The organism is Kribbella sp. NPDC054772, assembly GCF_053611945.1.
Map to the genome: position 1 here is coordinate 1 of NZ_JBSHBJ010000053.1, position 24726 is coordinate 24726.

Sequence of the window (24726 nt, forward strand, 5' to 3'; positions counted from 1 at the left end):
CACCAACCTCAACAGGCCGGCCAACTCCTCCGAAAACGACACGGTCCCCGCAACTCCTCAAATCGAGGTGTTGCGAGGACCGCATGAACCCGCCCTCCCGCCGGGTCCGTCTCCGTTTCACCGGAAGGTGAGGGTTGGCCAGAGTTTGTAGAAGGACTTGCGGGAGGCGTTGCCGCGGTGTTCTTCGGCGGCGTGCAGGCGGCCGTAGGTGAAGGTGTTGCCGCCTTCGGCGTAGACCTCGAGGGCGAGGTGGTGGAGGAGTTCGCGGGAGACGACCGAGTCCTGGTGTTCGCCGAGGATCTCCTGGACCTCTTCGGCCTGCGTGGCGAGCTTCGCCGCTTCGTCACCGAGCACGGATACGGCGGACTCCGCGGCGTACCGCAAACGCTTGGCTGCCTTGCGGACGTCGTGCAGCTCGTGGTCCTGTTCGGCGTCGGTCTCCGCGGCCTGGGCCCGGTGAACGCCCTGCCGCATCCGCTTCAGGTCGTGCTTGAGGATGTCGCCGACCTGCTTGCTCGCCTTCCGGTCGTCGCCGGTGATCGGCGGCTCGGCCAGCAGCCTGTCGAGCGCATCGAGCAGGTGGAAGTACCGCTCGCTCTCCAACGCCGCGAGCGCCCCGGCGCGACCGTCCTTGTAGACCCGCCGTAGGTGATCGTCGATCCGCCCCGCGACCCGCCCGATGACGAGCTCGACGGGCTGCTCCGCGATCTCCGCCGCGAAGTGCTCCCGCTGCACCTCGGAGTCCCGGGCGGCGCCGAACTCACCGGCCAGCCATTTCAACTCGGCCCGCAACTCGTCCCCCACCGTGCGATCGATCACCGGCCGGTACGTCGCCAGCGCCGACCGCAGCCGCCGCGTCGCGACCCGGAACTTGTGGATCGAGTCCGGCACGTCGCGGCGGACCTCGGGGTCCCGTTCCCGGATCGCCGCTACCTGGGCGGCGGCGTATGCCCGGAACAGATCCGAGGTCCGCGGCTTCTTCGGCAGCGTCGATTCGTCGTACGTCGGCACGCGATCGCCGAGCGCGCGAGCCAGCTTGCTCGGGCCGCTCGCGGGCCGGGCGCCCGCCTCTCGCACCAGCTCGCCGGCGGCTTCCAGCAGGCCGGCGTCCCCCTCGACGAGCTCGACCTCCCACTCGCGCCAGCTCTCCGGCTCGGCACCCGTGACGGTCGCCGTCACGTGGTCGTCGGCGAACTCCGCGAGTACGCCGCCTTCCGCGTCGAGCAGCCGATGCACGATGCGGCGCGTCGCCAGCGTCACGACCGGCGCGAGCTTCCGGTCACGCACATGGACCCGGACCGTCCGCACGACCGCCGTCGGCACAGTCCGCACCGAGCGACCGAGCGGGTGCCTGACCTCGAGCCGTTGGCCGGACGACACCGGGAGCTTCACGTGCCAGCCGTCGTCCTCGCCACCGGTGCGGCGGCGCAACGTCACCTTGTTCGCGGCCAGGTCGTAGTCGGGAGTGTCGAAGTACACGGCGTCAAGGTGCAGCTCGACCGGTTGCGCGACACTCGCAACCCCGGGCAACTCGTGCAGCGCCGGCACGACCGTGGTCTCGTCGACGTCGTACTTCGTCTCGATCTCGAGCTGCTCGGTGCGGGCCATACCTCTTGTTTACCAGGCGTTCATGAACTGGTCAGCCGCGCGAACGCAGATCGGCCACCAGTCGCTCGAGATCGCGATCCGGGATGCCGTACGTGACACACCGGAACTGCCGACGGCGGTTGCGGCTCAAAGCCCAGCAAACAGAGGCGATCAGGACGATGAACCCGATCATGTCCGGCCCACTCCTTTGAAGAACGCGTAGTGGAAGGTGCCGCCGGGCACCGCGGTCCGCTCGAGGTCCCGGATGCCCGCGTCCCACTCGGCCTCGGTCCGCATCCCGGCCGCGATCGCGCGCTCGCGAACCGACTCGACCATCGCGATGAAGGTCCTCCGGGTGAAGCCGTCGACCAGATGTGGAACCGTCTGGTCCGCGTACACGGTGCGAGCGTCCACCCGTACGTCGTCGTACCCGGCTTGCTCGAGGAGGGGTTGGAGCCGACGGCCGATGAGCGCGTCGCCGCCAGGTTCGGCCTGGAGGTCGATGAGACAGTCGATGACGGCCTGGGCCTGAGCACTGCGCGGGTGGTAGATGGCGGACCCGTGATCGCCCTCGACGACGGTGATCGTGCCGCCGGGGTTGAGGAGGCCGCGGAGCCGGGTGAGCGCGTCGTGCGGGTTCGGGAGGTGCTCGAGGACGAAGCAGACGAAGACGTGGTCGAACTTCTCGCCGGACAGGTCGTGGAGGTCCGCGTGCCGGAAGTCGACGGTCGCTTGTGGTGCGTGGGCGGCGACGCGGGCTTTCGCCTGGGCGAGCGAGTCCTCGGAGATGTCGACCGAGACGAGTTCGATGCCAGGGCTGCGGGTGATCAGTTGGACGGTCTGCCCGCCGACGCCGCAGCCGGCCTCCAGCACGCGGCTGCCGGGCGAGTAGGTGGTGCCGCCGTGCAGCAGCTCGGCCAGCGTGCCGGCCTGGTCCGTGAGCCGGCGGGTCTCCGCCGGGGTATAGCCGTGGACGTAGTCAGTTCCCATGACTCAACGGTCGCGCCACAATGGTCCAGTGAACAGGTCCAATCCAACCGGAAGTGGCCGGTCCAAAGGCGCTGACTTCCTCCAGCTGAACCCGGCCGAGGCACCCGCCGGCGGACTCGCCGACTGGCTCACCGACCGGCTCCGCACCGCGATCTCGACCGGCCACCTCCCGGTCGGCGCCCGCCTCCCCGCGACCCGCATCCTGGCCACCGACCTCGGTATCTCCCGCGGCGTCGTCACCGAGTCCTACCAACGCCTCACCGAGGACGGCCACGTCTCCAGCCACGGCCGCCGCGGCACGATCGTCGTCGCGGCCCCCATCGGTACGACGCCTGCGTCGACGACCGCGAATCCGCCGCCACCGAACGTCCTGAACCAGCCCGGTCTGGACGCCTTCGACCGCCTCCGCGAGGTAACGGCGAGGATCGACCTGACCCCTGGCGTCCCTGATCTGGCCGCCTTCCCGCGCAGTGGATGGATGCGGGCCGAGCGCGCCGTGCTCAGCGATCTGGCCGCGCCCGACTTCGGGTACGGCGACCCCGCCGGGACCCCGGCGCTTCGCCGGGCAGTCGCCGCCTGGCTCGCCCAGTACCGCGGGATCGCCGCGGACCCGGACGATCTGATCATCGTGGCGGGCGTCGCGCAGGCGATCGGTCTGGTGGCGCAATTGCTCGACGAGCGTGGCATCCACGTGATGGCGGTCGAGGATCCCGGCTCCCTCGGCTCCCGCCAGCACCTGCAGAACTGGGGCATGCAGACCCCGCCCGTCCCGGTGGACGACCGCGGCCTCGACGTCGAGGCACTCCGGAAGTCCGGGGCGCGGGTGGTGATGGTGACTCCGGCGCACCACTTCCCGACCGGCGTCGTCCTCGACGGGGAGCGGCGGCGTGAACTCATCCAGTGGGCGGCCGACGGCGGGCTGATCCTCGAGGACGACTACGACGCCGAGCACCGCTACGACCGCCCGCCGGTGCCGGCGTTGCGCGCGATGCTCCCCGATCAGGTGATCTACGCCGGCAGCATCTCCAAGCTCCTCGCGCCCGCGCTGCGGATCGGCTGGATGCTCGCGCCGCCGCAGTACAAGGAGGAACTGATCGGCCGGAAGCGGATGGCCGACCTCGGGAACGCGTCGCTCCCGCAGCTCACGCTCGCGCACCTGATGGAGTCCGGCGAACTCGAACGCCACCTGAGGTTCCTCCGCCGCAGGCACCGGGTCCGCCGCGACGCGATGGTCACCGCGATCCACAACCATTTGCCCACTGCAACCATCCACGGCGCCGCGGCCGGCCTGCACCTGACCATCACCTTCGCTGAACCGCTCGACGACGTCGCCCTGGCCGCGGCCGCGCTGGAACACGGCGTCAAGACGCATCCGCTGTCCTGGCATTGCCAACTGCCGCACGCGCCCGGCCTGGTCCTCGGGTACGCCGCCCGCACGCCCACCGAGATCACGGACGCGATCAGGACTATCGGCGAGGCCGCGGCAGCACCAACGGCGTACCGGTCAACGGGTCCGGGATCACCGAGCACTCCAGCCCGATAACCTCCGCGACCACCTCGGGCGTGATCACGTCCGCGGGCGATCCGACCGCGACCACCTCGCCGCGTTTGAGCGCGATCAGGTGGTCCGCGTACCGCGCCGCGAGGTTGAGGTCGTGCAGCACCAGCACGATCGTCTTGCCGTGCTCGCGGTTCAGGTCCTGCACGAGGTCGAGGATCTCCAACTGGTGCGCGAGGTCCAGGAACGTGGTCGGCTCGTCGAGCAACATCGTCTCGGCGTCCTGCGCCAGCGCGAGCGCGATCCACACCCGCTGCCGCTGACCGCCGGACAGCTCCTCCAACGGCCGATCGGCCAACTCGGCGACACCGGTCGCCGCGAGCGCGGCCGTCACCACCCGCTCGTCCTCTGCTGACCATTGCCGGAACCACCGTTGGTGCGGATGCCGCCCGCGCCCGACCAGGTCGGACACGGTGATCCCGTCCGGCGCGACCGGCTGCTGCGGCAGCATCCCCAACCGCGTCGCCAGCCGCCCGGCGCTGAGCTTCGCCAAATCCTGGTCGTCCAAGTAGGCGGCTCCGCCTCGAGGCGCGAGCAGCCGGGCCAGTCCACGCAGGAACGTCGACTTCCCGCAGGCGTTCGCGCCGACGATCACCGTGATCCTCCGCTCCGGGATCGCCGCCGACAACCGGTGTACGACGGGACTCCCGCCATACCCCAAGGTCAGCTCTTCTGCTCGCAGCATCGTCATCCTCCTCGGCCGACTCGGTTCGCGCGGGCCATCAGGAACAGCAGGTACGGCGCCCCGAGGAACGCGGTCACCACACCGACCGGCAACGCCGTCGGAGCCACCACCGTCCGCGCGATCAGGTCCGCGGAAACCACCAGCAACGCCCCGATCGCACCAGCCGCCAGCAACCCGGCCACGCGCTCCGCAACCAGCCGACGCGCCAACTGCGGCGCCACTAACGCCACGAACCCGATCGGTCCAGCAGCCGCCGTCGCCAACGCCGCAAGCCCAACGCCGACCGCGATCAACACCCCACGCGACAACTCGACCCGCCCACCCAAGGTCCGCGCCAAGTCGTCGCCCAACTCCAACAACCGCAGCTGCCGCGACGAGCCCACCGCGGCCGGCAACCCCACGACCACCGCGGCGCCGATCAACGCCACGTCCGACCACGACCGCCCGGCAAGACTTCCGGCGAGCCACATCGATGCGCTCTTCGCCGTGTAGATGTCCGCCAACGTCAGCAGGTACGCCGTCAGCGACCCGATGATCGCCGTCACGCCAACCCCCACGAGCACCAGCCGATACCCGGAGACCCCGTTGCGATAGGCCAGCAGATACACGCTGAGCGCGGCGAGCAACGACCCGATCAACGCACCCAGCGGGATCCACCCACTCCCGATCACGGTGATGATCAGTACGGCGGCCAACGCGGCACCGGCGTTGATGCCGATCAGGTCCGGACTCACCAACGGGTTGCGCGCGAGCCGCTGGAAGATCGCGCCGGACACCGCGAACGCCGTACCGACACCGATGCCGACGAGGACGCGAGGCAAACGATTGTTCACGACGACGTCGTACGTGATGAGCGTCCCGTGCCCCGACAACGCCCGCAGGACATCAGAGAGCGGAAGCGCGTAATCGCCACGAGTCAAGGCGAACGCACCGACGACCACCGTCAGCACCCACGCGACCGTCGAGACCACGACGCTCGCGACATCCACCCGAGTGGACACCCGCCCGATTCGCAAAGTCTTCACAACGCAGCCGTCCGTCGACGGCGCACCAGTGCGATGAACAGCGGTGCCCCGATCAGCGCCGTGATGATCCCGACCTGCAACTCCGCCGGCCGTACGACGATCCGCCCGGCGACGTCCGCGAGCAACAGGACCGCGGGCGCGAGCACCATCGACCACGGCAACAGCCACCGGTAGTCCGCGCCGACGATCGTCCGTGCGACATGCGGTACGGCGAGACCAATGAAGCCGATCGGGCCGGCGATCGCGGTCGCCGTACCGGCCAGGATCACCACGGCGACGCCGGCGAGGATGCGCACGAGCGCGACCCGGGTGCCGAGGGTCTGCGCAAGTTCAGCGCCGAGCGCGAGCTGGTTGAGCGACCGGGCCAGCACCAACGCGAGAACGGTGCCTACGGCAAGGAAAGGCACAGCCTGCACGACGATCGCCCCGTTCGCCAAGGACAACGAACCGACAACCCAGAACCGGTACTCGTTCAACGTCGAGAGATCCAGCAACGTCGCGGCCGACGTGACCGAGCCGAGCAGCGCGGAGATCGCCGCTCCCGCCAGCGCGAGCTTCACCGGCGTCGCTCCGCCGATCGCGCCCACGACGTACACGACGACTGTCGCGACGAGCGCGCCGCCCATCGCGAACCACACGTACCCGGTCAGGCTGTGCACGCCGAACACCCCGATCGCCGCTACTACGGCCACGGCCGCGCCCGCGTTCACGCCGAGAATCCCCGGGTCGGCCAGTGGGTTCCGCGTCACGCCCTGCATCAACCCACCGGACAACCCGAGCGCGACCCCGACCAAGAGACCCGCGACGGTTCGCGGCACGCGCAAGTACGTCACGACACGATCGGTATCGCTGCCGCTGAAGTTCGCCAGCGCCTGATAGACGTCACCGGTCCCGACCCACTGGTTCCCGACGCACAACGACAGCACGACGGCCACGGCCAGCACCCCGACGCAGCCCGTGAGCCCGGCAGCCTTCCTCACTTGAAGAGGTCAGGGTGAATGATGCGCGCCAGGTTCTCCGTCGTGTACGCACCCCGCACACCCGCCGAGTGATTGGCGAACAACCACGGCACCACATGACGATTGCGCACAGCCTTCAGATTGCTCAGCGCCGGATTCGCGAGCAGGTTGGCGACATCCGGTTGCGACGAGGCGGCCGTCAGCGACGCGTCACAGCACCCGCTGATCAGCACGTAGTCCGGGTCGCGCTTGATGAACTCCTCGACGCTGATCTTCACGTTCCGCTTCGACGTCAGGTCCGCGAACGCGTTCACGCCACCTGCCTGCTTGATCAGCACCGTCCCGAAGTCCGGTCCACCAGACACCGTCAGGCCGCCGCCCTCCAGCGCGGGCCGGATGATCGCCACTGTCGGTCGCGGCGCGTCCTTCACGGCCGTCTCGACCGCCGCGATCCGCCGCTGCTGGTCGGCGATCACCTGCTCGGCACGGTCCTCGACCTTGAACAGCTTGCCGAGGTCGCGCAGATCGGCGTACACGTTGTCCATCGAGACCGTCGACGGGTCGATCGCCTCGTCGCCCTTGCCGTCCGCGGTCGGGCAGAGCGGGCTGAAGATCCAGGTCCGGACGCCGAGGTCGGACAGGCTCTTGCGGCTGCCGAAGCTCGAGTCGCTGCCGGCCGCGCTGAACACGTCGTTGAACCCGGACAGCACGAAGTCCGGGTTCAGGCTGAGCAGCTGCTCACGACTCGGCAGGTTCTTGTAGTACGTCGCCTTCGCCTGCGCGGCGGCGTACTCCGGGAGCACCTCGGCATCCAGGTACGCCGTACCGACGAGCCGATCCGAGATCCCCAACGCGTGGGCCATCTCGATCGCCGGTTGGTACGCCGCGAAGACCCGCTGCGGCGGACCGTCGACGGAGACGTCGATCCCGCAGTTCTTGACGGTGATCGCACCGGCACTCGAACCGGCTTCAGCAGCTGGGCCACACCCAGCCAACAGGGAAACAGACAGGACAACAGCAAGCACGCGTACGACGGCCATGGGCGGACCGCTCCTCCAGCACCTCGTGGACGGGTCGAGCGCCGTGGCCGGTCTCCTGGCTGACGGGTACCGCGATCGCCGGTCGAACCTTCCCAGCCGCAAGCGGCCAGTGGTCTCCCCGAGGGGAACGTCCGGCGAACATCCCGATCACAGTGGCGAGGGCCGCGCCGGTACTCCACCGGCTTCCCGAACACCACGGCGCCGCCACCCTAACATCCGCGACTGTGTCGCAGATCGTCAGCGCGTGTAGATCAGCGCGTATAGATAGGCGCCATCGCCAGCGCGAACTGCGTCATCAGGTCCGGGTCGATCGCCCGGGCCGGCAGCGGGACGAAGTCCACCAGCTTGTCGTCGCCGACGCGGATCGTGGTCCGGCCGGTGGCGGTGTCGACGTACCCCTCGTCGCCGAGCGGGATCGACTGCGAGGTCGCGGCCTTGGCGAGCGGAGCGATCAACGCCTTTGCCTGCGGAGTACGCCGTACCGAGGTGGTCAGCACGCTCGTCGCGGTCACCCAGCCGCAGACCGGGTCGCCGGGCGTCGTCTCGCTGTCGCGGCGGGCCGTCGGCCGCGCGCCCAGCACCTTCTCGGCCCCGGACGACCCGCGGTCGCACTCCGGGCGCGTGATCACCGGATCCGCCGTCGGAACGCCTGCCGCTTGCCGGGCGACCTCCTGCGCGAGGACGACGTACTTCGCGAGCGTCGCCTTCGGACCGGCGACCTTGTAGAGCTTGCCGCCCAGCAGGAACACCACGAACGTGCTCGCCCCGTAGCCGCCTTGGCCCACCACCGCAGGCTTCACCGGCTCACCCTTGGACGCCTTCTGGCTCGCGGCCAACGTCGCCGCGGTCGCCGGGAGCACCGATGTCTCGATGCTCAGCACCGGACCGTTCGGAAAGTTGCTCAGGGTCAGCTGGCAGACGTCGTACGTCGGAGGGCCGAAGTCGGTCGGCACCGTCTTGGTCTGGATATCCACAGCAGGCACCGCAAGCGTCGTCCGGACCAATTCCTGGTTCATCCGCAGGCATACGGACTGCGCGGGTGCCGCCGAGGCCGGCACGCTCGGGCTCGGCGTATCGGAGGGCGTCGCCGATGGGGTATCCACAGCGCTCGTCGACACCAGTGGCGGTGCGCTCGGGGCGGTCTCCTGCCCGGGACCGCTACAGCCCGCGAGCAGTACGACGGCCAGGCCAGCGGTCATTCCACGGCGGATACGCATGATGCCTGGAACTCTAACCGGCGGTCCGGAGCTCCCTTTCGCGGACGGCGTGTTCGTCGGTACGGGCGTCGTACCGCCAGAACTCACGCAGCCAGACAGCGGTCCCGATCACGCCGGCGACGCACATGACACCGCCGCTGACGATCGCGGTCCGGACGCCGGTCAGGTCGGCAACGAGACCGGACCGGGCCTGTCCACCGAGCGGGCCGAGCGAGTACCCGAGCATCTCGATCCCGGCCAGCCGACCGCGCATCTCGTCCGGGATCGTCTGGTTCCAGATCACCGAGCGGAACAGCACCGAGACCATGTCGGCCGCGCCCGCCAGCGCGAAGAAGGCGATCGCGATCCAGATGTTCGGCGCCAGCCCGGCGAGCCCGACCGCGGCACCCCAGCCGATCGTGGCCAGCACCACCGCCCGGCCCTGGTGGTGCACGTGTTTGGCCCAGCCGCTGGTCAGGCTTGCGCACATCGCCCCGATCGCCTCGGCGCTGTACAGCAGACCGAGCAACCTCGGCTCCTTCAGGATGTCGGTCGCGAACGCCGGGAACAGCACGATCGGCATCGCCAGGAACATCCCGACCATGTCGACGAGGTACGTCGCCAGCAGGTCCTTGCGCCGGAACGCGTAGACGATCCCGCCACCGATCGCCCGCAGACTCGGCGCGCTCGCGCCATCACCCGCGCGGTAGGCACCGAGGCGGGTGTACATCAGCGTCGCGAACACGATCCCGACCAGCTCGACCGAGAACGCCCAGGTCACGCCGACCGAGCCGACGAGGACGCCGCCCAGCGCCGGGCCGGCGAGCTGACCGATCTGCGAGGTCAGTGAGCTCAACGCGACCGCGGCGGGGATCTCCGCGTGCTTGACCACACGGGGCAGCAGCGCCTCGCGGCTCGGCCGCTGCAGCGAGGACGCGATCGCGTTCAGCGCGCCGCAGACGTAGATCAGCCAGACCTGCGGGTTCGGGAGCAGGGTGTTGACGACCATCAGCGCGGAGATCACGACCTGGGCCAGGCCGGTGCCGACGAGCAGTTTCCGGCGCTCCACGTGGTCGGCCAGCGCGCCGCCGTACAGGCCGAAGACGACCAGCGGGACGATCGTCACCAGGCCCATCGCGCCGACCGCGAAGTTCGATCCGGTCAGTTGGTACAGCTGGTACGGCAGGGCGACGTACCCGACCATGCCGCCGAGGAAGAAGACCGATCCGGCGACCAGCAGGATGCGGAAGTCACGGGAACCACGCCACGGGGTCAGATCGACGCGCAAGCGGGCCAGGCGGGCGCGGAAAGGGGTTGCCACCGGACCATGGTGACAGGTCCGACCGGCCGGGACGAGCCTGATTTCCGGACCTCGTTTCCACCACCGTCGAAAGGCTCCGGCGGGGACCTCGGACGCGCCTAGCGTGAGGCCGATTGGTTGCCGTGGGCGTCAATCCCACCGGCCCGGACCGGCCCACTGATCCATCCGCCTGGCTGACCGATGCGCGAGGTCGGCCAGGCGGATGCCGGGACTCAGGCGAGCGGGAGCAGGCCGGTCAGGTCGGTGCGCTCGCCGCTCGCCCGGAGTTTTCCGCTGACGCGGGCGTCGGCCCAGGTGACGCGTCCGAGGGCGACGTCGATCCACAGTTCCGGGGGCATCTCGATCACCGCGCCGGGCGTCCCCCGGGTGTGTCGCGGCCCCTCGATGCACTGCACGGCGCCGTACGGCGGGACTCGGACCTCGACCGCGTGACCAGGTGCTTTCGCGACCAGGAGCTTGAGCAACTCCTTGGTGAGCAACTTCAGATCCGCGCGTTCCGCCGCACCGTCGTCATAACGCTGTAAAGCCTGCTGGAGCGCGGGGTCGGACATCTTCACGACGTGTCAGCGTACGCGGCGGTTTGCGGAGACGCCCCTCTCGTCGGCGATAATCGGGCGGGAGAGAGGGAAGCGAGGTCGGGATGCTCACGCCCAGGCACCAGGCGCTGCTGATGACGCTGGCGGGAATGACCGTCGGTGTGGCCGTGTTCGGCACGGTGCTCGTCATCAACGGCGGAAACCCGTTCGCGGCGCACGAAACGCCGGCCGGGATCGTGAACAGTCCTCCCCCGAGCAGTTCCCCGACCCGGACCGACGGGCTCCAGGCCGACTCGGTGCAGTACGTCGTGCAGAACTTCGGTTCCAGCGGCGACCCGGTCTCCGCAGAGGTGCCGACCGGCTGGAAGAGCGCCCAGGCGGGCACTCGACCGAAGTTCCTGGACCCGACCGGCGTCTGGCAGATCCGGTTCGACACCCGCGGCAGCAAGCAGGCCCCGGACGATCTGGTCGCGAACCGCGTGCGCAGCATCGACGAGCACGACCTGAAGGTGCTCAGCCGGGACGGCGGCACGCTGGTCTACACCTACACCGACCAGAGCCGCGGTCCGCGGATGGGCCTGTCGCGCTGGATCTCGCTCGACGGGGGCAAGTCCTCAGCCGCCGAGATCACCGTCGGCGGCCGCCCGCAGGACGAAGCCGGCCTGCGCGCGATCCTGCAACACGCCACCGACACCATCAAGCTGCCGGTCGAACCGGGCGACAACCGGCCCAACTAGCGCGGGCCGGGCGCTAACACTTGATGTCGGCAGCCGGCGTGTTGCCCTGCACCAGATAGCTCTCGACGACGTTCTTCACGCAGGCGTTGCCCGACAGGTACGCCGTGTGCCCGTCGCCGTCGCGGCTGACCAGGACACCGCTTTCCAACTGGTGCGCCAGTCCGACCGCCCACTCGTACGGGGTCGCCGGGTCGCGCGTCGTACCGACGACCATGATCGGCTTCGCACCGGCCGCCTTGATCTTGTGCGGCTTGTCGACCGGCTTCACCGGCCAGTTCACGCACGACACCGACGACCAGGCCAGGAACTCACCGAACCGCGGTGACGCCGCCTTGTACTCCGGGGCCTTCGCCTCGATCTGGGCGATCGACGTGAAGTCCGGGTGGTCGAGACAGTTGATCGCGATCTGGACCTCGTTGGAGTTGTCGGCGTACCCGGTCTGCTGGCGATCGGTGTACTCGTCGGCCAGCGCGAGCAGGCGGGCACCGTTACCGGCCAGCCCGTCGGCGACGGCGTCCTCGAGCCGCGGCCAGAAGTCCTTCAGGTACAGCGGGTAGATCATCCCGAGGATCACCAGCGCCTGCGTGACCTTGCGGTTCCCGGCCCCCGGCAGCGGGTTCGCGTCGCTGTCCTTGATCAGCTGGTCGATCTTGCCCAGCACCTCGTTCTTGCTGCTGCCGAGCTTGCAGGACCGCTGCGCGCAGTCCTCCGCGAACGCGTCCAGCGCCTTGTCGAACCCCTTCGCCTGCGCGATCGCCATCTGCTCGGACGTGATCGACGGATCGACGGCACCGTCCAGGACCATCCGGCCGACGTTCTTCGGGAACAGCTCGGCATACGTCGCGCCGAGGAACGTGCCGTACGACATCCCCATGTAGTACAGCTGCGGGTCGCCGACGACACCGCGCAGTACGTCGATGTCGCGGGCCGCGTCCTTCGTGGACACGTGCGGGAGCAGCTGTCCGGAACGCTGCTCGCAGCCCGCGGCCAGCGTCTTCGACTGCTTGTCCAGGTCGTTGATCTCGGCAGCGTTGTCCGGACTGCCGTCCGCGGCGATCATCGCGTCGAGCTGGGCGGTGTCCAGACACTTCACCGGGGTGGACTCGCCGACACCGCGCGGGTCCCAGCCGATGATGTCGAACTTCCGCAGCAGCGACGACCCGAACAGCATCGGCGCCTGCTGCGCGAATTCCTGCCCCGAGGCGCCGGGCCCGCCCGGGTTGATGAACAGCGTGCCGATCCGGCCGCCGCGATCCCGCGCGAGCACCTTCCGGGCCCGCAGCTCAATCGTTTGCCCGGTGGGCTTGGTGTAGTCCAGCGGGACCTCGATGGTCGCGCACTGCTGGTTCGAGCCGCAGCGCTCCCAGTCCGGCTGCTGCTGGTAGAACTTCTCCAGCCCCGCCGGGATCGGCCCCACCGGCCCGCTGGGCGGGTTGCTCCCGACGCCGGCCGCCGTACCGTCCCCCGCGTCCTGGGCGCGACCGGCCACCCCACAGCCGCTCGCCAGGACCGCAAGGGTTGCCACCAGTACGGTCGACCTGCGGAATCTCACTGCGGGGTTTCTCCCTCGTCGTCGTGGTGCAGGCGGCGGCGCCGGCGTGGTTTCCGGGCCCGCCGCTCCTCGCGAGTCTCCGCGGCCGGCTCCGCGACCGGCTCGGTGGCCGGCTCGGTGGACGGCTCTGTGGCTGGCTCTGCAGGCTGCTCGGCCGGCTGGTCCGGTACGGCGTCCTCGACCGGTGCTGGTCCCTCGACCGGTACCGCGTCCGGGGTCGTCGTACTGGACGCCTCGTACTGCTGCCGCGGCGAGCACACGTCCGCCCGGCTGCACGCGCACCGGCGCCCGGAGGCCGCCAACCGAACGACCACGGTGTCGCTCGGAACGTTGTGCCCGACCACCACTCCATCACCCGCGGGGGTCTCCACCGCGGTCCCGGTCGCCGGAGCCTTCGCGGTGAACTCCTGGTACAGCGGGTGCTCGTACTTCAGGCAGCACATCAGCCGGCCGCACGCGCCGGAGATCTTCAGCGGGTTCAGCGGCAGGTCCTGGTCCTTCGCCATCCGCACGCTGACCGGCTCGAAGTCCTTCAGGAACGTCGCGCAGCACAGGTCCCGTCCGCAGGGCCCGATCCCGCCCTGCAGCCGCGCCTCGTCCCGCGCGCCCACCTGGCGCAGCTCGATCCGGGCCCGCAGCGCCCGGGCGAGATCCCGTACCAGCTCGCGGAAGTCCACCCGGTGCGGGGCGGAGAAGTACACGATCACCAGCTGATCCACGTCCGCGCGCCGGTCGACGAAGTCGATCCCGACCACCTTCATCGGCAGGTCGTGCTGGCGAATCGTGCGCTTGGCGATCACCCGCGCATCGGCCCGCCGCTGCCGGTTCTGCTCGTCCCGGTCCAGATCCGCGTCCGTCGCGATCCCCGCGCACAGCGGCAGCCCGCCGATCTCCTCGGTGACGTACTGCGGCGCCCACACACACTCCGCCACCTCGGGCCCGTCATCGGTCGGCACCAGCACCTTGTCCCCCACCCGGGGCCGAAACTCACCCGGGTCGAGGTAGTAAAGCCGCCCGTACCGCTCGAACGACACCGCCATCACCATACCCACGGCGCCAGAGTACTGGCAGCAGACCTCCCCCGCGTGCTACGCAGCCGCTCCCTTCGTCGCTCCGCTCCTCACGGCGCCCGCTCCGCGCGCTCCCACCCACCCTCCGGCTCAGCGCCGGCACATCAGCTCCCGGCTGCCGCCGGCTGGCGCGCTACCGCGCGACCGAAAGCCCAGCAGCGTCGCTCCGGCCTGCACGCACCCTCGACAGCCCGGAGCGGAAGACAACCAGGCACCGCTCGAGATCGCCGTCAGCTCATGCTGATCATGCCCCTCTGCAGCGGCACCCGGTAACGAAGATCGGTCGGCTGATTCTGCTGGATGGCACATGCTCGACTACGCTGAGCGATTGGGGTGAGTCCAGTGCATCGACTGGCGGAGAAGGGAAGTATTCGTGGGGGCGCCAGAGGTGTCGTCTGGTCGCGGTCTCCTGCTGTTCGGCCCGCCGACGGGAGGGCTGGACACGATCACGGCCATTCTCCCGGCACTGGATTCTCGGTTCGTCTTACACCAACGGGTGAAGGTAGGAAACGGGCAATCCGACGGCTACCGGATCGTTGATCTTGACGAATTCGTCAGGGCGGAAGAAGCCGACGAGTTCATTCACACCTACTCACGGTACGGCGCGCTGTACGGCATCGATCGCGCAAGCCTCGTTGATGTTTGCACGGATACCGCCGTGCCGATCGTGCACGTTGGCCAACTGGACGCGCTCGACGCAATCCGTGCGGCAACGCCCAACGTGTCCTGGACATCCGTCTGTCTCTGGTGTTCCAGGGCCGAGGCAGCGCTGCGCCTGTGCAATCGTGCGGATCCGGATCCGATGACCCGTTTGCAGGCCTGGGATGAGGCAGCGGCTGAGCTCCTGACGGCTGGTGCAGACACGTTCGACATGACTGTCAACACCGCAACGCTGCCACCCGAGTTGACCGCTCGGATGATCGCTCAGTCCATGGCGCTGGATCCAATGCCGGATCCAGCCAAGGCAGCCGTCGCACGCCGAGCGCGCAAACTGTTCGGCCAACCCCGGTTTGTCGGCTACCTGCGAGCAGCAGCCAATAAGACCTCGACCGCGCTCGACCTCTACGACTGGAACGCGACCATCTCTGCGGCCCTGTGGGAGGTCCTCGGACACGTCGAGGTGACGCTGAGGAACGCCATGGTGGCCAAGCTCTCGGAACGACACCAGCGTCGTCGGCTACGAGGATCCTGGCTCGACGATCCAGGAAACGACCTCACCGCGAAAGCGCACGAGGACATCGCTAAGGCTCGCCTCCAGGTGCGGCGGAAGAACAAGCAACTGACCGACGGGCAAATCATCGCCGAGCTCAGCTTTGGCTTCTGGCGGTTTCTGCTCGCTCACCGATACATGACGACGATTTGGCCAGACCTCAGCTACGCCTTTCCCTACGCACCAGATCGCCAACTGGTGACGCTCGAGGCGCCGGTACTCAGACTCTGGGAGATCCGCAACCGCATCGCTCACAACGAGCGCATCTGGACCGAGCCGATCAGGCAACGTCACGACGATGCGCTCTTGGTCCTCGGATACATCGACCCCTCCCTGGCCGAGTGGGTCTCAGATCGCAGCCGGGTGCCCGCGCTGCTGGCAAGATGCCCGATCAACATGCCTCAGCCATGATGGTGTGTATCCAGGATCCAAAGGTGTTTAAACGCACTATGGGTGTGTACACTTCTCGGCGAAGACCTTGGAACGGTCCCTAGTAGCTCAGCATCCGCGGGCAGGCTAAACCGCCAAGGTTCCGGTATTTCGGAGCCCCTCGAGCTTGCTCGGGGGGCTCCGCTTGTTTCGAGACGTGGGTTGTCGCAGCGGTGTCCGGTACCGCGGCGCGCTGCGTCGCGGGCTCGCGGATCTGCGGTGGGTTGCCAGGTATAGGTCGGGCGAGACCTGGGTACGCGTCAGCAGGCGATCCCGGGGTGGCTGGGGTCTTGGCGTGGAGGTTTTGGATGAGCACAGTGCTGGTGACCGGTGCGTCGGGGGTTGCCGGGCGGGAGGTTTCTCGGGTGCTCGCCAAGGCGGGGCATCAGGTACGGCGGGCGGATGTCGCGCCGTCGCCGGATCCTGCCGACGCCGCGATCGGGGAGTTCGTGCGCTGCGACACGCGGACGCCGACCGACGTACTCGAGGCGGTGCAGGGCTGTGACGCGGTGGTGCACCTCGCGGCCTGGCACAACGCGCACCGGCCGGGTGTCAGCGACGAGACGATCTTCGCGGTCAACGTCGACGGCACTTTCAACGTCGTCCAGGCCTGTCGCGCGGCCGGCATCCAGAGCGTCGTCTTCGCCTCCTCGATGGCGTACGGCTGGGGCAGCGTCTACAGCGTCACCAAGGTGCTCGGCGAGGACCTGTGGCGGATGTACCAGGAGGTCAGCGGCGCCTCGGTGGCCCTCCTGCGGTACCACGGTTTCGTGCCTGAGCCGTACCTGCGCTGGGGCGAGCGGCTGCTGCGGAACGGGGTCGACGTACGCGATATCGCGACCGCGACGGCTGCCGCGACCGAGGCCGCGCTCGCGAAGCGCTTCGATCTGTTCCGGACGATAGTGCACAGCAACCACGGGATGCCCGAGGAGGTCCGGGCCGACTTCGCCACCCGCGGTACGGAGTGGGCCGAGTCGCGGCTGCCGGGCGCGGCGGAGCTGATCCAGCGGCACGGGCTCACGCTGCCGGAGAGCGTCGAGCAGCACGACCTCAGCGAGGCGGCGGACCTGCTCGGCTGGCGTCCGCAGCACGACTTCGTCGAGTTCCTCGCCGACCTGCAGCGCCGCGAAACCGCCGGAGAGGACGTGACGGCACTCTGGGCACCAGGCCGCATCCCCGCCTGACTAGCGGTGGCTGTTCTTCACTGAGCTGGTGAGTTGATCGCCGTCGGGCCCGTAGGCGGCGCAGACCGTCAGGCGGTCGCCCTGGTTCCAGAGGCGCTTCGTCGGAGTCCAGTACATGAGCTCCAGCTCGGAGTCGGCCGTGGACTTGCCGACGTAGCTGGTGAACGTGGGACTGCAGGCCTGCTCGGCGGCCTTGTCGACGGCGTTGTCACCGGGCCAGGCGCCGGCGGCGAGCCTGACGTCGGAGATGATCTCGCCGTCGTGCGGCTCGGTGCAGGGTTGCCGAATCACTTCGGAGTCCTGGCCGGTGTCGTCGAAACACTCGCCGACCGCCAGGCTGTCGACCTCGGTGGTCGGACCGGTCGAGTACGACGAGACCGGTTCCGGCGAACCGTAGTCGTCGTCGCTGCTGGAGCCGTAGGCGATCACCAGCCCGAACAGCAGCGCGTACCCGAGCGTCACCAGTGAACCGATCACCAGACCGGCGATCGCCATCCCCTTGCCGGCCTGCCCGCGGCGCTTGATCTGCACCAGCGCCGCGATCCCGAGGCCGATCGCCACCGGCGCCGACAGACCGACGAAGATCCCGCCGAGCCCGGTCACGAGCGCCGCGGTCGCCAGCCCGTTCGTCCCACCGGAGGCCTGGTAGCCGTACCCGTAGCCGTACGGCGCCGGCGCCTGCCCGTAGGCCGGCGGATACTGCCCCGGCGCGTACCCGGACCCATAGCCGGCCCCGTACTGCGCCTGCCCCGGCTGCCCGTAACCAGCCTGCTGCCCGTACGGTACCTGCTGCCCATAACCACCCGGCTGCCCAGCCCCGTACGGCGCCTGCGCCGGCGGCGGCTGGCCCGGGGCTGCCCATGACGTGCCCTGCGATCCCGCCTGCTGGGCGTGCGGCTGCTCCGGTCGCCCGTACGTCGGGAACGGCCGTGTCGGATCGTGCGGCCGGTCCTGTGGACGGTCGTCCTGCGGCCGCTCCGGATCCGATCCGTACGGTGGTTGACTCACGCTACCCCCACTACTCCCCCGGGGACCCTATCGCTGCGATCCGCGCATCGTACCGGTCAGCCGGGTCCCCGGCATTCCGACCAGACACAGGACGTTGCCGTCAGCAACAGCACGATCCTCCAGTACGACGTAATACATGTCCAGCTCGGATTGTTCGTACGGCGCCCCCACGAACTCACGGAACGCCCCGGCGCACTGCTGCGTGGCCACCGTCCCGGTCTGCGCGGCGCCCAGCCCGACCAGACTCGCCTGCACCTGCGCGTAGGCCTCTCCGGTGTGCGGCGCCGCGCAGTCCGCGATCCGCACCAGGCGCAGTGCCTCGGCGTCCAGGTCCGCGTCGAAGCAGCGCCCGACGTCCACCCGCGAGATCGGAACGGTGCGCCCGATCCCGCTCCGGTGCTCCCCGATCAGGTTGAGCGTGACCGCGACACCGATCGCGATCACCCACCCGAGCGAGATCGCCAACGCCGCGTGCGCGAGCCGCCTCCCCCGCCCGCCGGTGCGCTTGATCCGGCGCAGCGCGACCACGGCGAGCGGCACGGCGATCGGCACCAGTCCGGGCAGGCTGGTCGCGAGCGCCGCGACGGCGTACCCGTCCTGCCGCTGTTGTGCGGGGTTGGGAATGCCTTCCAACCACGACTCAGCCGACGGCAGTGGCCGCCGTGCCGGCTGGATCGGGGAGGGCGGCTGGTTCATCGGGGTCCGTTCGGCACTGTGACGCCGAGCGGTCCACTTCGCCTCGACACCCAGTCATCGGACCCACCGGTCCTCGTGTTACACCACCCGCCCAGTTATCGGACGTGCGTGACACATGCCTCACCGCGCACCGTGTTCAGCGCAGTACGCGGCGGGGAATGCTGAATCCCTCACTGCGGCCCTCGAACAACGAGACGGTCATCGCCTCCAGTGCGACCAGCGGTGCGACGTTCGCCTCGATCGCCTCCCGGCACATCGCGATCGCGTCGATCCGGCGGACGGTCTGCTCGGGCGTCGTCCGGCCCGCGAGCTGCTCGATGTTCCGGCCCAGCTCGGCATTCACCAGCTCGCTGCCGGACCGGGTCTGCAGCACCAGCACGTCGCGGTACAGCGCCATCAGGTCGACCAGCGAGCGGTCCAGTACGTCCCGCTCCCACCGCTTCGCGCGGGCCTTCTGCTGGTCCTCGAGCTCCTTCAGCGCTGCGTTCGCCTCGCGCGGCTTGGCGCCCTTCGTGCCGACGCCGAGGGCCTGCTCGAGCGCGGCCCGCTCCTTCTCGTCGACCTTCTCGGCGCTGGCCTTCGCCTCTACCTTGGCCGCGTCGACCAACTGCTGCGCTGCCTTCAGACAGGCACCGAGGTCACGTAACGCGAACGGGACCTCGAGCACCTTGCTGCGCCGCTCCCGCACCGCTTCGTCCCGCGCGAGCGCCCGCGCCCGACCGATGTGCCCTTGCGCGGCCCGCGCCGCGAACCAGGCCAGGTCCTGATCGATCTCGAGCTTCGTGGCCAGCATCTCCGCGACCGCGGCGACCGGCGGCGTCCGCAGCACCAGCAGCCGGCAGCGCGACCGGATCGTCGGTACGACGTCCTCGACCGTCGGCGCGCACAGCACCCACACGGTCCGCGGCGCCGGCTCCTCGATGCTCTTCAGCAACGCGTCGGCGGCCTGCTCGGTCAGCCGGTCCGCGTCTTCGACGACCATCACCTGCCAGCGGCCCTGGGTCGGGCTCATCGCGGCCCGGCGCACCAGTTCACGCACCTCGCTGACCCGGATCGAGAGCAGCTCGGTGCGGATCAGGGACACGTCGGGGTGCGCGCCGCTGAGCGCCGTACGGCAGTCGTTGCACTCGCCACAGCCCTCGTTCGAGCATTGCAGCGCGGCCGCGAACGCACGCCCCGCGTTCGACCGGCCGGACCCGGGCGGGCCGGTGATCAGCCACGCATGCGTCATGCCTGCGACCGCGGCGCCGGTCTCCCCGCGCAACACACCCGCCGCGCCGGACACAGCCTTCCGCAGTACGGCGACCGCGGGCTCCTGGCCGACGAGGTCGTCCCAAACACTCATAGACCCACCTTCGGGAGCAGCGGCTGGAGGCGGGCGCGGATCTGCTGGGCGATCTCTTCGCGATCCAGGGTGGCGTCGAGTACCAGGTAGTGCTGCGGCTCGGCGGCCGCGAGCTCGAGGAACGCGTTCCGGACCCGCTCGTGGAACTCGGCCGACTGGGCCTCGATCCGGTCCCGCTCGGCGAACCGGCCGAGGCCGCTCTTCGGTGCCAGGTCGAGCAGGATGGTCAGGTTCGGCCGGAGGTCGTCGGTGGCCCAGCGGTTCACCCGCTCGACGTCGGTCAGGTCAAGGTCCCTGCCCGAGCCCTGGTACGCCAGCGCGGAGTCGACGTACCGGTCGGTGATCACGACCGCGCCGGCCTTCAGCGCGGGTTTGATCACCGAGTCGACGTGCTCGGCCTTGTCGGCGGCGTACAGCAAGGCCTCGGTGCGGTGCGAGATGTCGCCGGTCGCCGGGTCGAGGACGATCTCGCGCAGCGTCTTGCCGAGGTCCGTCGCGCCGGGCTCGCGCGTCAACAGCACCTGCTGACCCTGTTCCTCGAGCCACTTCACCAGCAGCGCGGACTGCGTCGACTTCCCGGCCCCGTCGCCGCCTTCCAGCGCGATGAACAGGCCGGTCGTCGGGTAGTCACCGCGGGTCTTGCCGAAGCTTCGCCGGACGTCGCGCCAGAACGGTACGCCCGGCCGGTCGTCCATCTGCCGCCACGCGAGCAGCCCGATCACGCCGGCCAGGATCGCGGCGGCGAGCATCGTCATCGAAGCGCCGTTGTACGTCGCCGAGTGGCCGGCGATCGTCCACGTGTGCCGCCCGATCGCGCCCGCGGCGAACGGCGCGATCGCCAGCGTGACCGCGAGCACCGTGCGGACCGCGGACTGCACGAACGCGAACGTCCGGCCGCGCACCGCGTCCGGCACCTCGAGGCCGAGCAGCGTGTACCCGGAGACCCAGGAACCGCCGGCGCAGAACCCGAGCAGGATCGCGATCATCGTGGCGATCTCGATCTGCTGGATCAGCGCCAGCCCGGCCAGGCAGATCCCCGAGCCGACCAGCCCGGCCGCGAACAGCCGGCGCCGGGACAACCCGGAGAAGATCCGCGGCGCGAACCCCATCCCGAGCGCGAGCCCGCCGAACACGGCACCGAACAACACGCCGTACCCGGGATCGCCGGCGCCGAGCTGGTCGACGTACGTGCGGCCCAGGCCGATCACGACGGCGCCGGCCGCGAACGCGCCGGAGATGCCGACCACGAGACCGCGCACGACGGGAGTACCGGTGACGTAGGACCAGCCCTCGACCATCGTCCGCCAGAGCGTCGGGTGTTCCTCGTGGTCGTGCACCGCGCGGCCGATCTCGCGGACCGACATGATCGCGAACGCGGAGACCACGAACGTCGCGGCGTTCACGTAGACGGCCAGGTCGATGGAGAAGTTGCCGGCCCAGCGGGTGACCAGGGTGATCGCGGTGAAGATCACCGCGGCCGGCAGCGCGGTGCCGTACGTCGTGATCAGGCTGATCTGGTTGGCGGCCTCGAGCCGGTGCCGGGGAATCAGGTTCGGCACGCTGGCGTCCTTGGCCGGGCCCCAGATCAGGCTGACGATCTCGATCAGCACGGTCGCGACCAACAGCCAGGTGAGGGTGCCGACGATCGGGATCGTGACGAAGAACGCGGCCCGGATCAGGTCGCCGACGATCATCGTCGAGCGCCGGTTGAGCCGGTCCGCGACCCAGCCGGCCACCGGACCCATCACCAGCGCGGGCAGCACCCGCAGGAACAGCACGCCACCGATCGCGAAGTTCGCCGCCTGGTAGTCGTCACCGGCGAACGACTTCGCCATCGCGGTCAGCGCGAGCAGCCCGATCCAGTCACCCAGGCTGGACAGCCCGAAGCCGATCCACAGCCGCCGGAACGCCCGGATCCGCAACACCGCGCGCACGTCGTGCGCCGGTGCGGGATCAGTCAGCGGGTCATAAGCCTCCGGCACACCGCAAGACTAGTGGGCCGCATGGACAGCCTGACGCAGTGCATCCAGTGCGGCCTTCAGGTCCGGGGCCGGGAGGAAGCCGAAGCCCAGGCGGAACACCCGCGGCTCGTCCCCGAACCAGTCGCCGTCCGCCAGCCGGACGCCCACCGCCGCGGCCTCCGCGCGGAACCGCTCCAGGTCCACCGAGGGCTTCAGCCGGATCACGCACAGCGCCCCGGCGTCCGGCCGGATCCACTCCACGACGTCACTGTTCGCACGCACCCAGTCCGCGGTGATCGCGAGATTCTCCGCGAGCCAGGACCGGCGTACGGCGAGGATCTCGTCCTCCCGCTCGAACACCCGGACCGCGAGCGCCTCGGTGACCGGAGACGCGGAGACGACCGTGTTGAACTTCGCGGTGACGAGCTGGTCGATCAGCTCGGCGTCGGTGCTGATCACCCACCCGATCCGCAGCCCGGCCGCGCCGTGACACTTCGACAGCGACGCGACGGACACCACCCGCGGGCCGAGGTCGACCGCCGTCTCCACGACCGGATCGTCACCGTACGCCGCGACGCGGTAGGTCTCGTCGATCATCAAGTAGGCATCCGGACACACCGCAGCCATCGCGTCGACGATCTCCCGAAGGACAGACCTGGGTACGGCGACCCCGGACGGGTTCTGCGGCGTCGTCAGGCTGACCAGCTTCGTGTCCGGCGTCAGCTGCGCGCGCACAGAGTCAGCGGTCAGCCGGTACCCCTCGTCGAAGCTCACCGGGACGACGCGGACATCCGCACCAAGCGACTCGTACGCCGACCGCGTCATTGGGAACAGCGGAGCAGTGGTGACGACCTGAGCGCCGCGCTCAGTGAGCAGATAGGCGAGCAGGAAGATCCCGTGCATCCCGCCGATCGTGACGACGACCTGCTCCGGCCGTACGCCGTGCCGCGCGGCAATCGCGCTACGCAACGGTGGAGTACCGGCTGCGGTGCCGTAACCGAGCTCGAGATCGGCCAGCTCTGGGGTCAGCAGGTCCGCGAGCCGGAGGTCAGGCCCGTAGCTCTCACCCAGCTCGTGCTGGGGCTGCTCGGCGGTCAGGGACATGATCGGATTCCGCGGGAAGGTCGGCATACCCACCATCGTTCTGCGGCGGCGCTGGTCGCTGCAGAGCCAATCCGGCAGAATTGGTTCGCAGATGAGACCAATCGAGATGGTTGACCGGTTGGGCCGCTGGTCGTCCGGCCGCGGCCCGCTCTACCTGCTGCTCGCGTCCCGGCTCCGGCAGCTCATCGACGACGGCGAACTCCCACCCGGCGTCCTCCTGCCTCCGGACCGCGCGCTCGCCGGCGCCCTGGCGGTCGGGCGGACGACGGTGGTCGCGGCGTACGACCTGCTCCGGGCCGAGGGACGGATCACCCGGCGCCAGGGCAGTGGGACGCGCGTGGCCGGCGTACCCCGGAACGTCGAGGACCCGGCCCCGGTCGACCCGATCTTCCTGGACTCGCTGGAGGCCCGCGACGACGACGTACTGCTGGCGATCTGCGCGGCGCCCGGTGATCCGCCGCCGCAGTTGGCGGAGGCCTTCGTACGGATCGCGCCGGAGCTGAGTCGCGTCACCGACGACATCGGGTACTACCCGTACGGTCATCCGTCGCTGCGGCAGGCGCTGGCGGACCGGTACACCGCACGTGGTGTGCCGACGCGCATGGAGCAGGTTCTCGTCACGAACGGCGGTCAGCAGGCGCTGTCGTTGCTGGCGCATGCGTTGGTGTCGCCAGGCGACCAGGTGCTGGTCGAGGCGCCGACGTACCCGGGTGCGCTGGAGGTGTTCCGGGAGGAGGGTGCTGTGCTGCGCGGGCTGCCCGTGGGGCTGGAGGGGTTCGAGGCAGCGGTCCAGGAGCGGCGTCCTGCGGTCGCGTACGTGGTCCCGACGTACCAGAACCCGACCGGCTCGGTGCTGTCCGGACTGGCTCGGCAGCGGTTCGCGAGCGCGGGTGTGCCGGTGATCGAGGACGAAGTACCGGGTGACCTGTCGTTCCCGGGTGAGGCAGTTCCCACGCCGATGGCGGCGTACGGCGAGTCGGTGATCTCGATCGGTTCACTCAGCAAGAGCATCTGGGGCGGTCTCCGGATCGGCTGGATCCGCGCGACGCCACCACTGGTCAATCGGCTGGCCAGGCTGCGCGCAGTACACGATCTGGGCGGCAACGTCCCCACTCAGCTGGCCGCGGTGCACCTACTACCGCTCCTGGACTCTCCAGATCTGCACGAGACCCTCAAAGCCCGTCACGACCACCTGCACACGCAGCTGACCCGCGCACTCCCCACATGGGAGATCCCGACCGTCAGAGGCGGCCAGTGCCTCTGGGCCCGCCTCCCATACGGCGACGGCACCTCATTCGCCCAGACCGCCCTCCGCCATGGTCTGGCGATCCTCCCGGGCGCCGGCCTGGACGTCACTGGCTTGAGCGACTCCTACGTCCGCCTGCACTTCCGTGCGCGACCGGACGACCTCACCGAAGCCGTCCGCCGCCTGACCAAGGTATGGGACGCCTACCACCCACCCGCCGAGCGCGTGCATCCCCGACCGAGCATTGCGATCTGAGGGCAGACCGCCACCACTCACCAACCTCGTGG

At 69.5% G+C, this 24726-nt stretch carries 22 protein-coding genes and 1 riboswitch; of the genes, 5 read left to right on the forward strand and 17 right to left on the reverse strand.

The window, feature by feature from the left end; genetic code table 11:
* Nucleotides 1-117: 117 nt before the first annotated feature.
* From ACWGID_RS40090 to ACWGID_RS40100, 3 genes are read right to left on the reverse strand one after another with little or no spacing between them, the layout of a single operon-like run.
* Nucleotides 118-1608 carry a CYTH and CHAD domain-containing protein gene (locus ACWGID_RS40090; protein WP_452204622.1) on the reverse strand — a complete coding sequence of 497 codons (1491 nt, stop codon included), beginning with the start codon at nt 1606-1608 and terminating at the stop codon, nt 118-120.
* Nucleotides 1609-1639: 31 nt separating this feature from the next.
* A complete protein-coding gene (locus ACWGID_RS40095; RefSeq protein WP_452204623.1) occupies nt 1640-1780 on the reverse strand; it encodes a hypothetical protein in 141 nt (46 codons plus the stop codon).
* The gene (locus ACWGID_RS40100) at nt 1777-2577 is read right to left on the reverse strand and encodes a methyltransferase (protein WP_452204624.1); all 801 of its coding nucleotides are present in this window, start codon (nt 2575-2577) and stop codon (nt 1777-1779) included. The genes ACWGID_RS40095 and ACWGID_RS40100 overlap by 4 nt, the downstream gene beginning before the upstream one ends.
* Before the next feature lie 28 nt (nt 2578-2605).
* Here ACWGID_RS40100 and pdxR point away from each other — a divergent pair, with 28 nt between their 5' ends.
* Nucleotides 2606-4120 (forward strand): MocR-like pyridoxine biosynthesis transcription factor PdxR, encoded by a 1515-nt coding sequence (gene pdxR, locus ACWGID_RS40105; protein ID WP_452204625.1) that lies wholly within the window; start codon nt 2606-2608, stop codon nt 4118-4120.
* Here the strand turns inward: pdxR and ACWGID_RS40110 are convergent.
* The 7 genes from ACWGID_RS40110 to ACWGID_RS40140 all read right to left on the reverse strand — a co-directional run bounded on the left by ACWGID_RS40110 (nt 4044) and on the right by ACWGID_RS40140 (nt 10912).
* Entirely contained in the window at nt 4044-4820 is a 777-nt protein-coding gene (locus ACWGID_RS40110; RefSeq protein ID WP_452204626.1) for an ABC transporter ATP-binding protein, read from the reverse strand. The genes pdxR and ACWGID_RS40110 overlap by 77 nt on opposite strands.
* Nucleotides 4821-4822: 2 nt before the next feature.
* Nucleotides 4823-5845, reverse strand: a complete 1023-nt coding sequence (locus ACWGID_RS40115) for a FecCD family ABC transporter permease (protein WP_452204627.1) — start codon at nt 5843-5845, stop codon at nt 4823-4825.
* Nucleotides 5842-6825 (reverse strand): FecCD family ABC transporter permease, encoded by a 984-nt coding sequence (locus tag ACWGID_RS40120; RefSeq protein ID WP_452204628.1) that lies wholly within the window; start codon nt 6823-6825, stop codon nt 5842-5844. The genes ACWGID_RS40115 and ACWGID_RS40120 overlap by 4 nt, the downstream gene beginning before the upstream one ends.
* Nucleotides 6822-7844, reverse strand: a complete 1023-nt coding sequence (locus tag ACWGID_RS40125; protein ID WP_452204629.1) for an ABC transporter substrate-binding protein — start codon at nt 7842-7844, stop codon at nt 6822-6824. Before ACWGID_RS40125 ends, ACWGID_RS40120 begins: the two co-directional genes overlap by 4 nt.
* Before the next feature lie 28 nt (nt 7845-7872).
* Nucleotides 7873-8057, reverse strand: a riboswitch (cobalamin riboswitch).
* Nucleotides 8058-8095: 38 nt separating this feature from the next.
* On the reverse strand, nt 8096-9043 hold the full coding sequence (locus ACWGID_RS40130; RefSeq protein WP_452204630.1) for a hypothetical protein: 948 nt from the start codon (nt 9041-9043) through the stop codon (nt 8096-8098).
* Between the two features lie 31 nt (nt 9044-9074).
* Nucleotides 9075-10361, reverse strand: coding sequence for an MFS transporter (locus ACWGID_RS40135; protein WP_452204631.1), 1287 nt, complete (start codon nt 10359-10361; stop codon nt 9075-9077).
* A gap of 212 nt (nt 10362-10573) precedes the next feature.
* Nucleotides 10574-10912 carry a sterol carrier family protein gene (locus ACWGID_RS40140; RefSeq protein ID WP_452204647.1) on the reverse strand — a complete coding sequence of 113 codons (339 nt, stop codon included), beginning with the start codon at nt 10910-10912 and terminating at the stop codon, nt 10574-10576.
* 89 nt (nt 10913-11001) lie between these two features.
* Between ACWGID_RS40140 and ACWGID_RS40145 the strand changes: the two genes are divergently transcribed.
* Nucleotides 11002-11634, forward strand: a complete 633-nt coding sequence (locus ACWGID_RS40145) for a hypothetical protein (protein WP_452204632.1) — start codon at nt 11002-11004, stop codon at nt 11632-11634.
* 13 nt (nt 11635-11647) lie between these two features.
* On the opposite strand, the gene ACWGID_RS40150 is transcribed toward ACWGID_RS40145, so the two are convergent.
* Entirely contained in the window at nt 11648-13186 is a 1539-nt protein-coding gene (locus ACWGID_RS40150; protein ID WP_452204633.1) for an alpha/beta hydrolase, read from the reverse strand.
* Nucleotides 13183-14232 carry a regulatory iron-sulfur-containing complex subunit RicT gene (ricT, locus tag ACWGID_RS40155; protein WP_452204648.1) on the reverse strand — a complete coding sequence of 350 codons (1050 nt, stop codon included), beginning with the start codon at nt 14230-14232 and terminating at the stop codon, nt 13183-13185. The genes ACWGID_RS40150 and ricT overlap by 4 nt, the downstream gene beginning before the upstream one ends.
* Nucleotides 14233-14629: 397 nt before the next feature.
* Between ricT and ACWGID_RS40160 the strand changes: the two genes are divergently transcribed.
* Together ACWGID_RS40160 and ACWGID_RS40165 are read left to right on the forward strand one after the other, a co-directional pair.
* Entirely contained in the window at nt 14630-15877 is a 1248-nt protein-coding gene (locus ACWGID_RS40160) for a hypothetical protein (protein ID WP_452204634.1), read from the forward strand.
* 326 nt (nt 15878-16203) lie between these two features.
* Nucleotides 16204-17079, forward strand: coding sequence for an NAD-dependent epimerase/dehydratase family protein (locus ACWGID_RS40165; protein ID WP_452204635.1), 876 nt, complete (start codon nt 16204-16206; stop codon nt 17077-17079).
* On the opposite strand, the gene ACWGID_RS40170 is transcribed toward ACWGID_RS40165, so the two are convergent.
* The 5 genes from ACWGID_RS40170 to ACWGID_RS40190 form a co-directional block, all read right to left on the reverse strand.
* The gene (locus ACWGID_RS40170; protein ID WP_452204636.1) at nt 17080-18087 is read right to left on the reverse strand and encodes a DUF4190 domain-containing protein; all 1008 of its coding nucleotides are present in this window, start codon (nt 18085-18087) and stop codon (nt 17080-17082) included.
* Between the two features lie 27 nt (nt 18088-18114).
* On the reverse strand, nt 18115-18783 hold the full coding sequence (locus ACWGID_RS40175) for a DUF4190 domain-containing protein (protein WP_452204637.1): 669 nt from the start codon (nt 18781-18783) through the stop codon (nt 18115-18117).
* 136 nt (nt 18784-18919) lie between these two features.
* Nucleotides 18920-20128 (reverse strand): DNA polymerase III subunit delta', encoded by a 1209-nt coding sequence (locus ACWGID_RS40180; RefSeq protein WP_452204638.1) that lies wholly within the window; start codon nt 20126-20128, stop codon nt 18920-18922.
* Complete coding sequence (gene tmk / locus ACWGID_RS40185; protein ID WP_452204639.1) at nt 20125-22110, reverse strand: dTMP kinase; 1986 nt, start codon at nt 22108-22110, stop codon at nt 20125-20127. The genes ACWGID_RS40180 and tmk overlap by 4 nt, the downstream gene beginning before the upstream one ends.
* 9 nt (nt 22111-22119) lie before the next feature.
* Nucleotides 22120-23220 carry a pyridoxal phosphate-dependent aminotransferase gene (locus ACWGID_RS40190; protein ID WP_452204640.1) on the reverse strand — a complete coding sequence of 367 codons (1101 nt, stop codon included), beginning with the start codon at nt 23218-23220 and terminating at the stop codon, nt 22120-22122.
* A 79-nt stretch (nt 23221-23299) separates the two neighbouring features.
* Between ACWGID_RS40190 and ACWGID_RS40195 the strand changes: the two genes are divergently transcribed.
* Entirely contained in the window at nt 23300-24694 is a 1395-nt protein-coding gene (locus ACWGID_RS40195; protein ID WP_452204641.1) for an aminotransferase-like domain-containing protein, read from the forward strand.
* Nucleotides 24695-24726 lie beyond the last annotated feature (32 nt).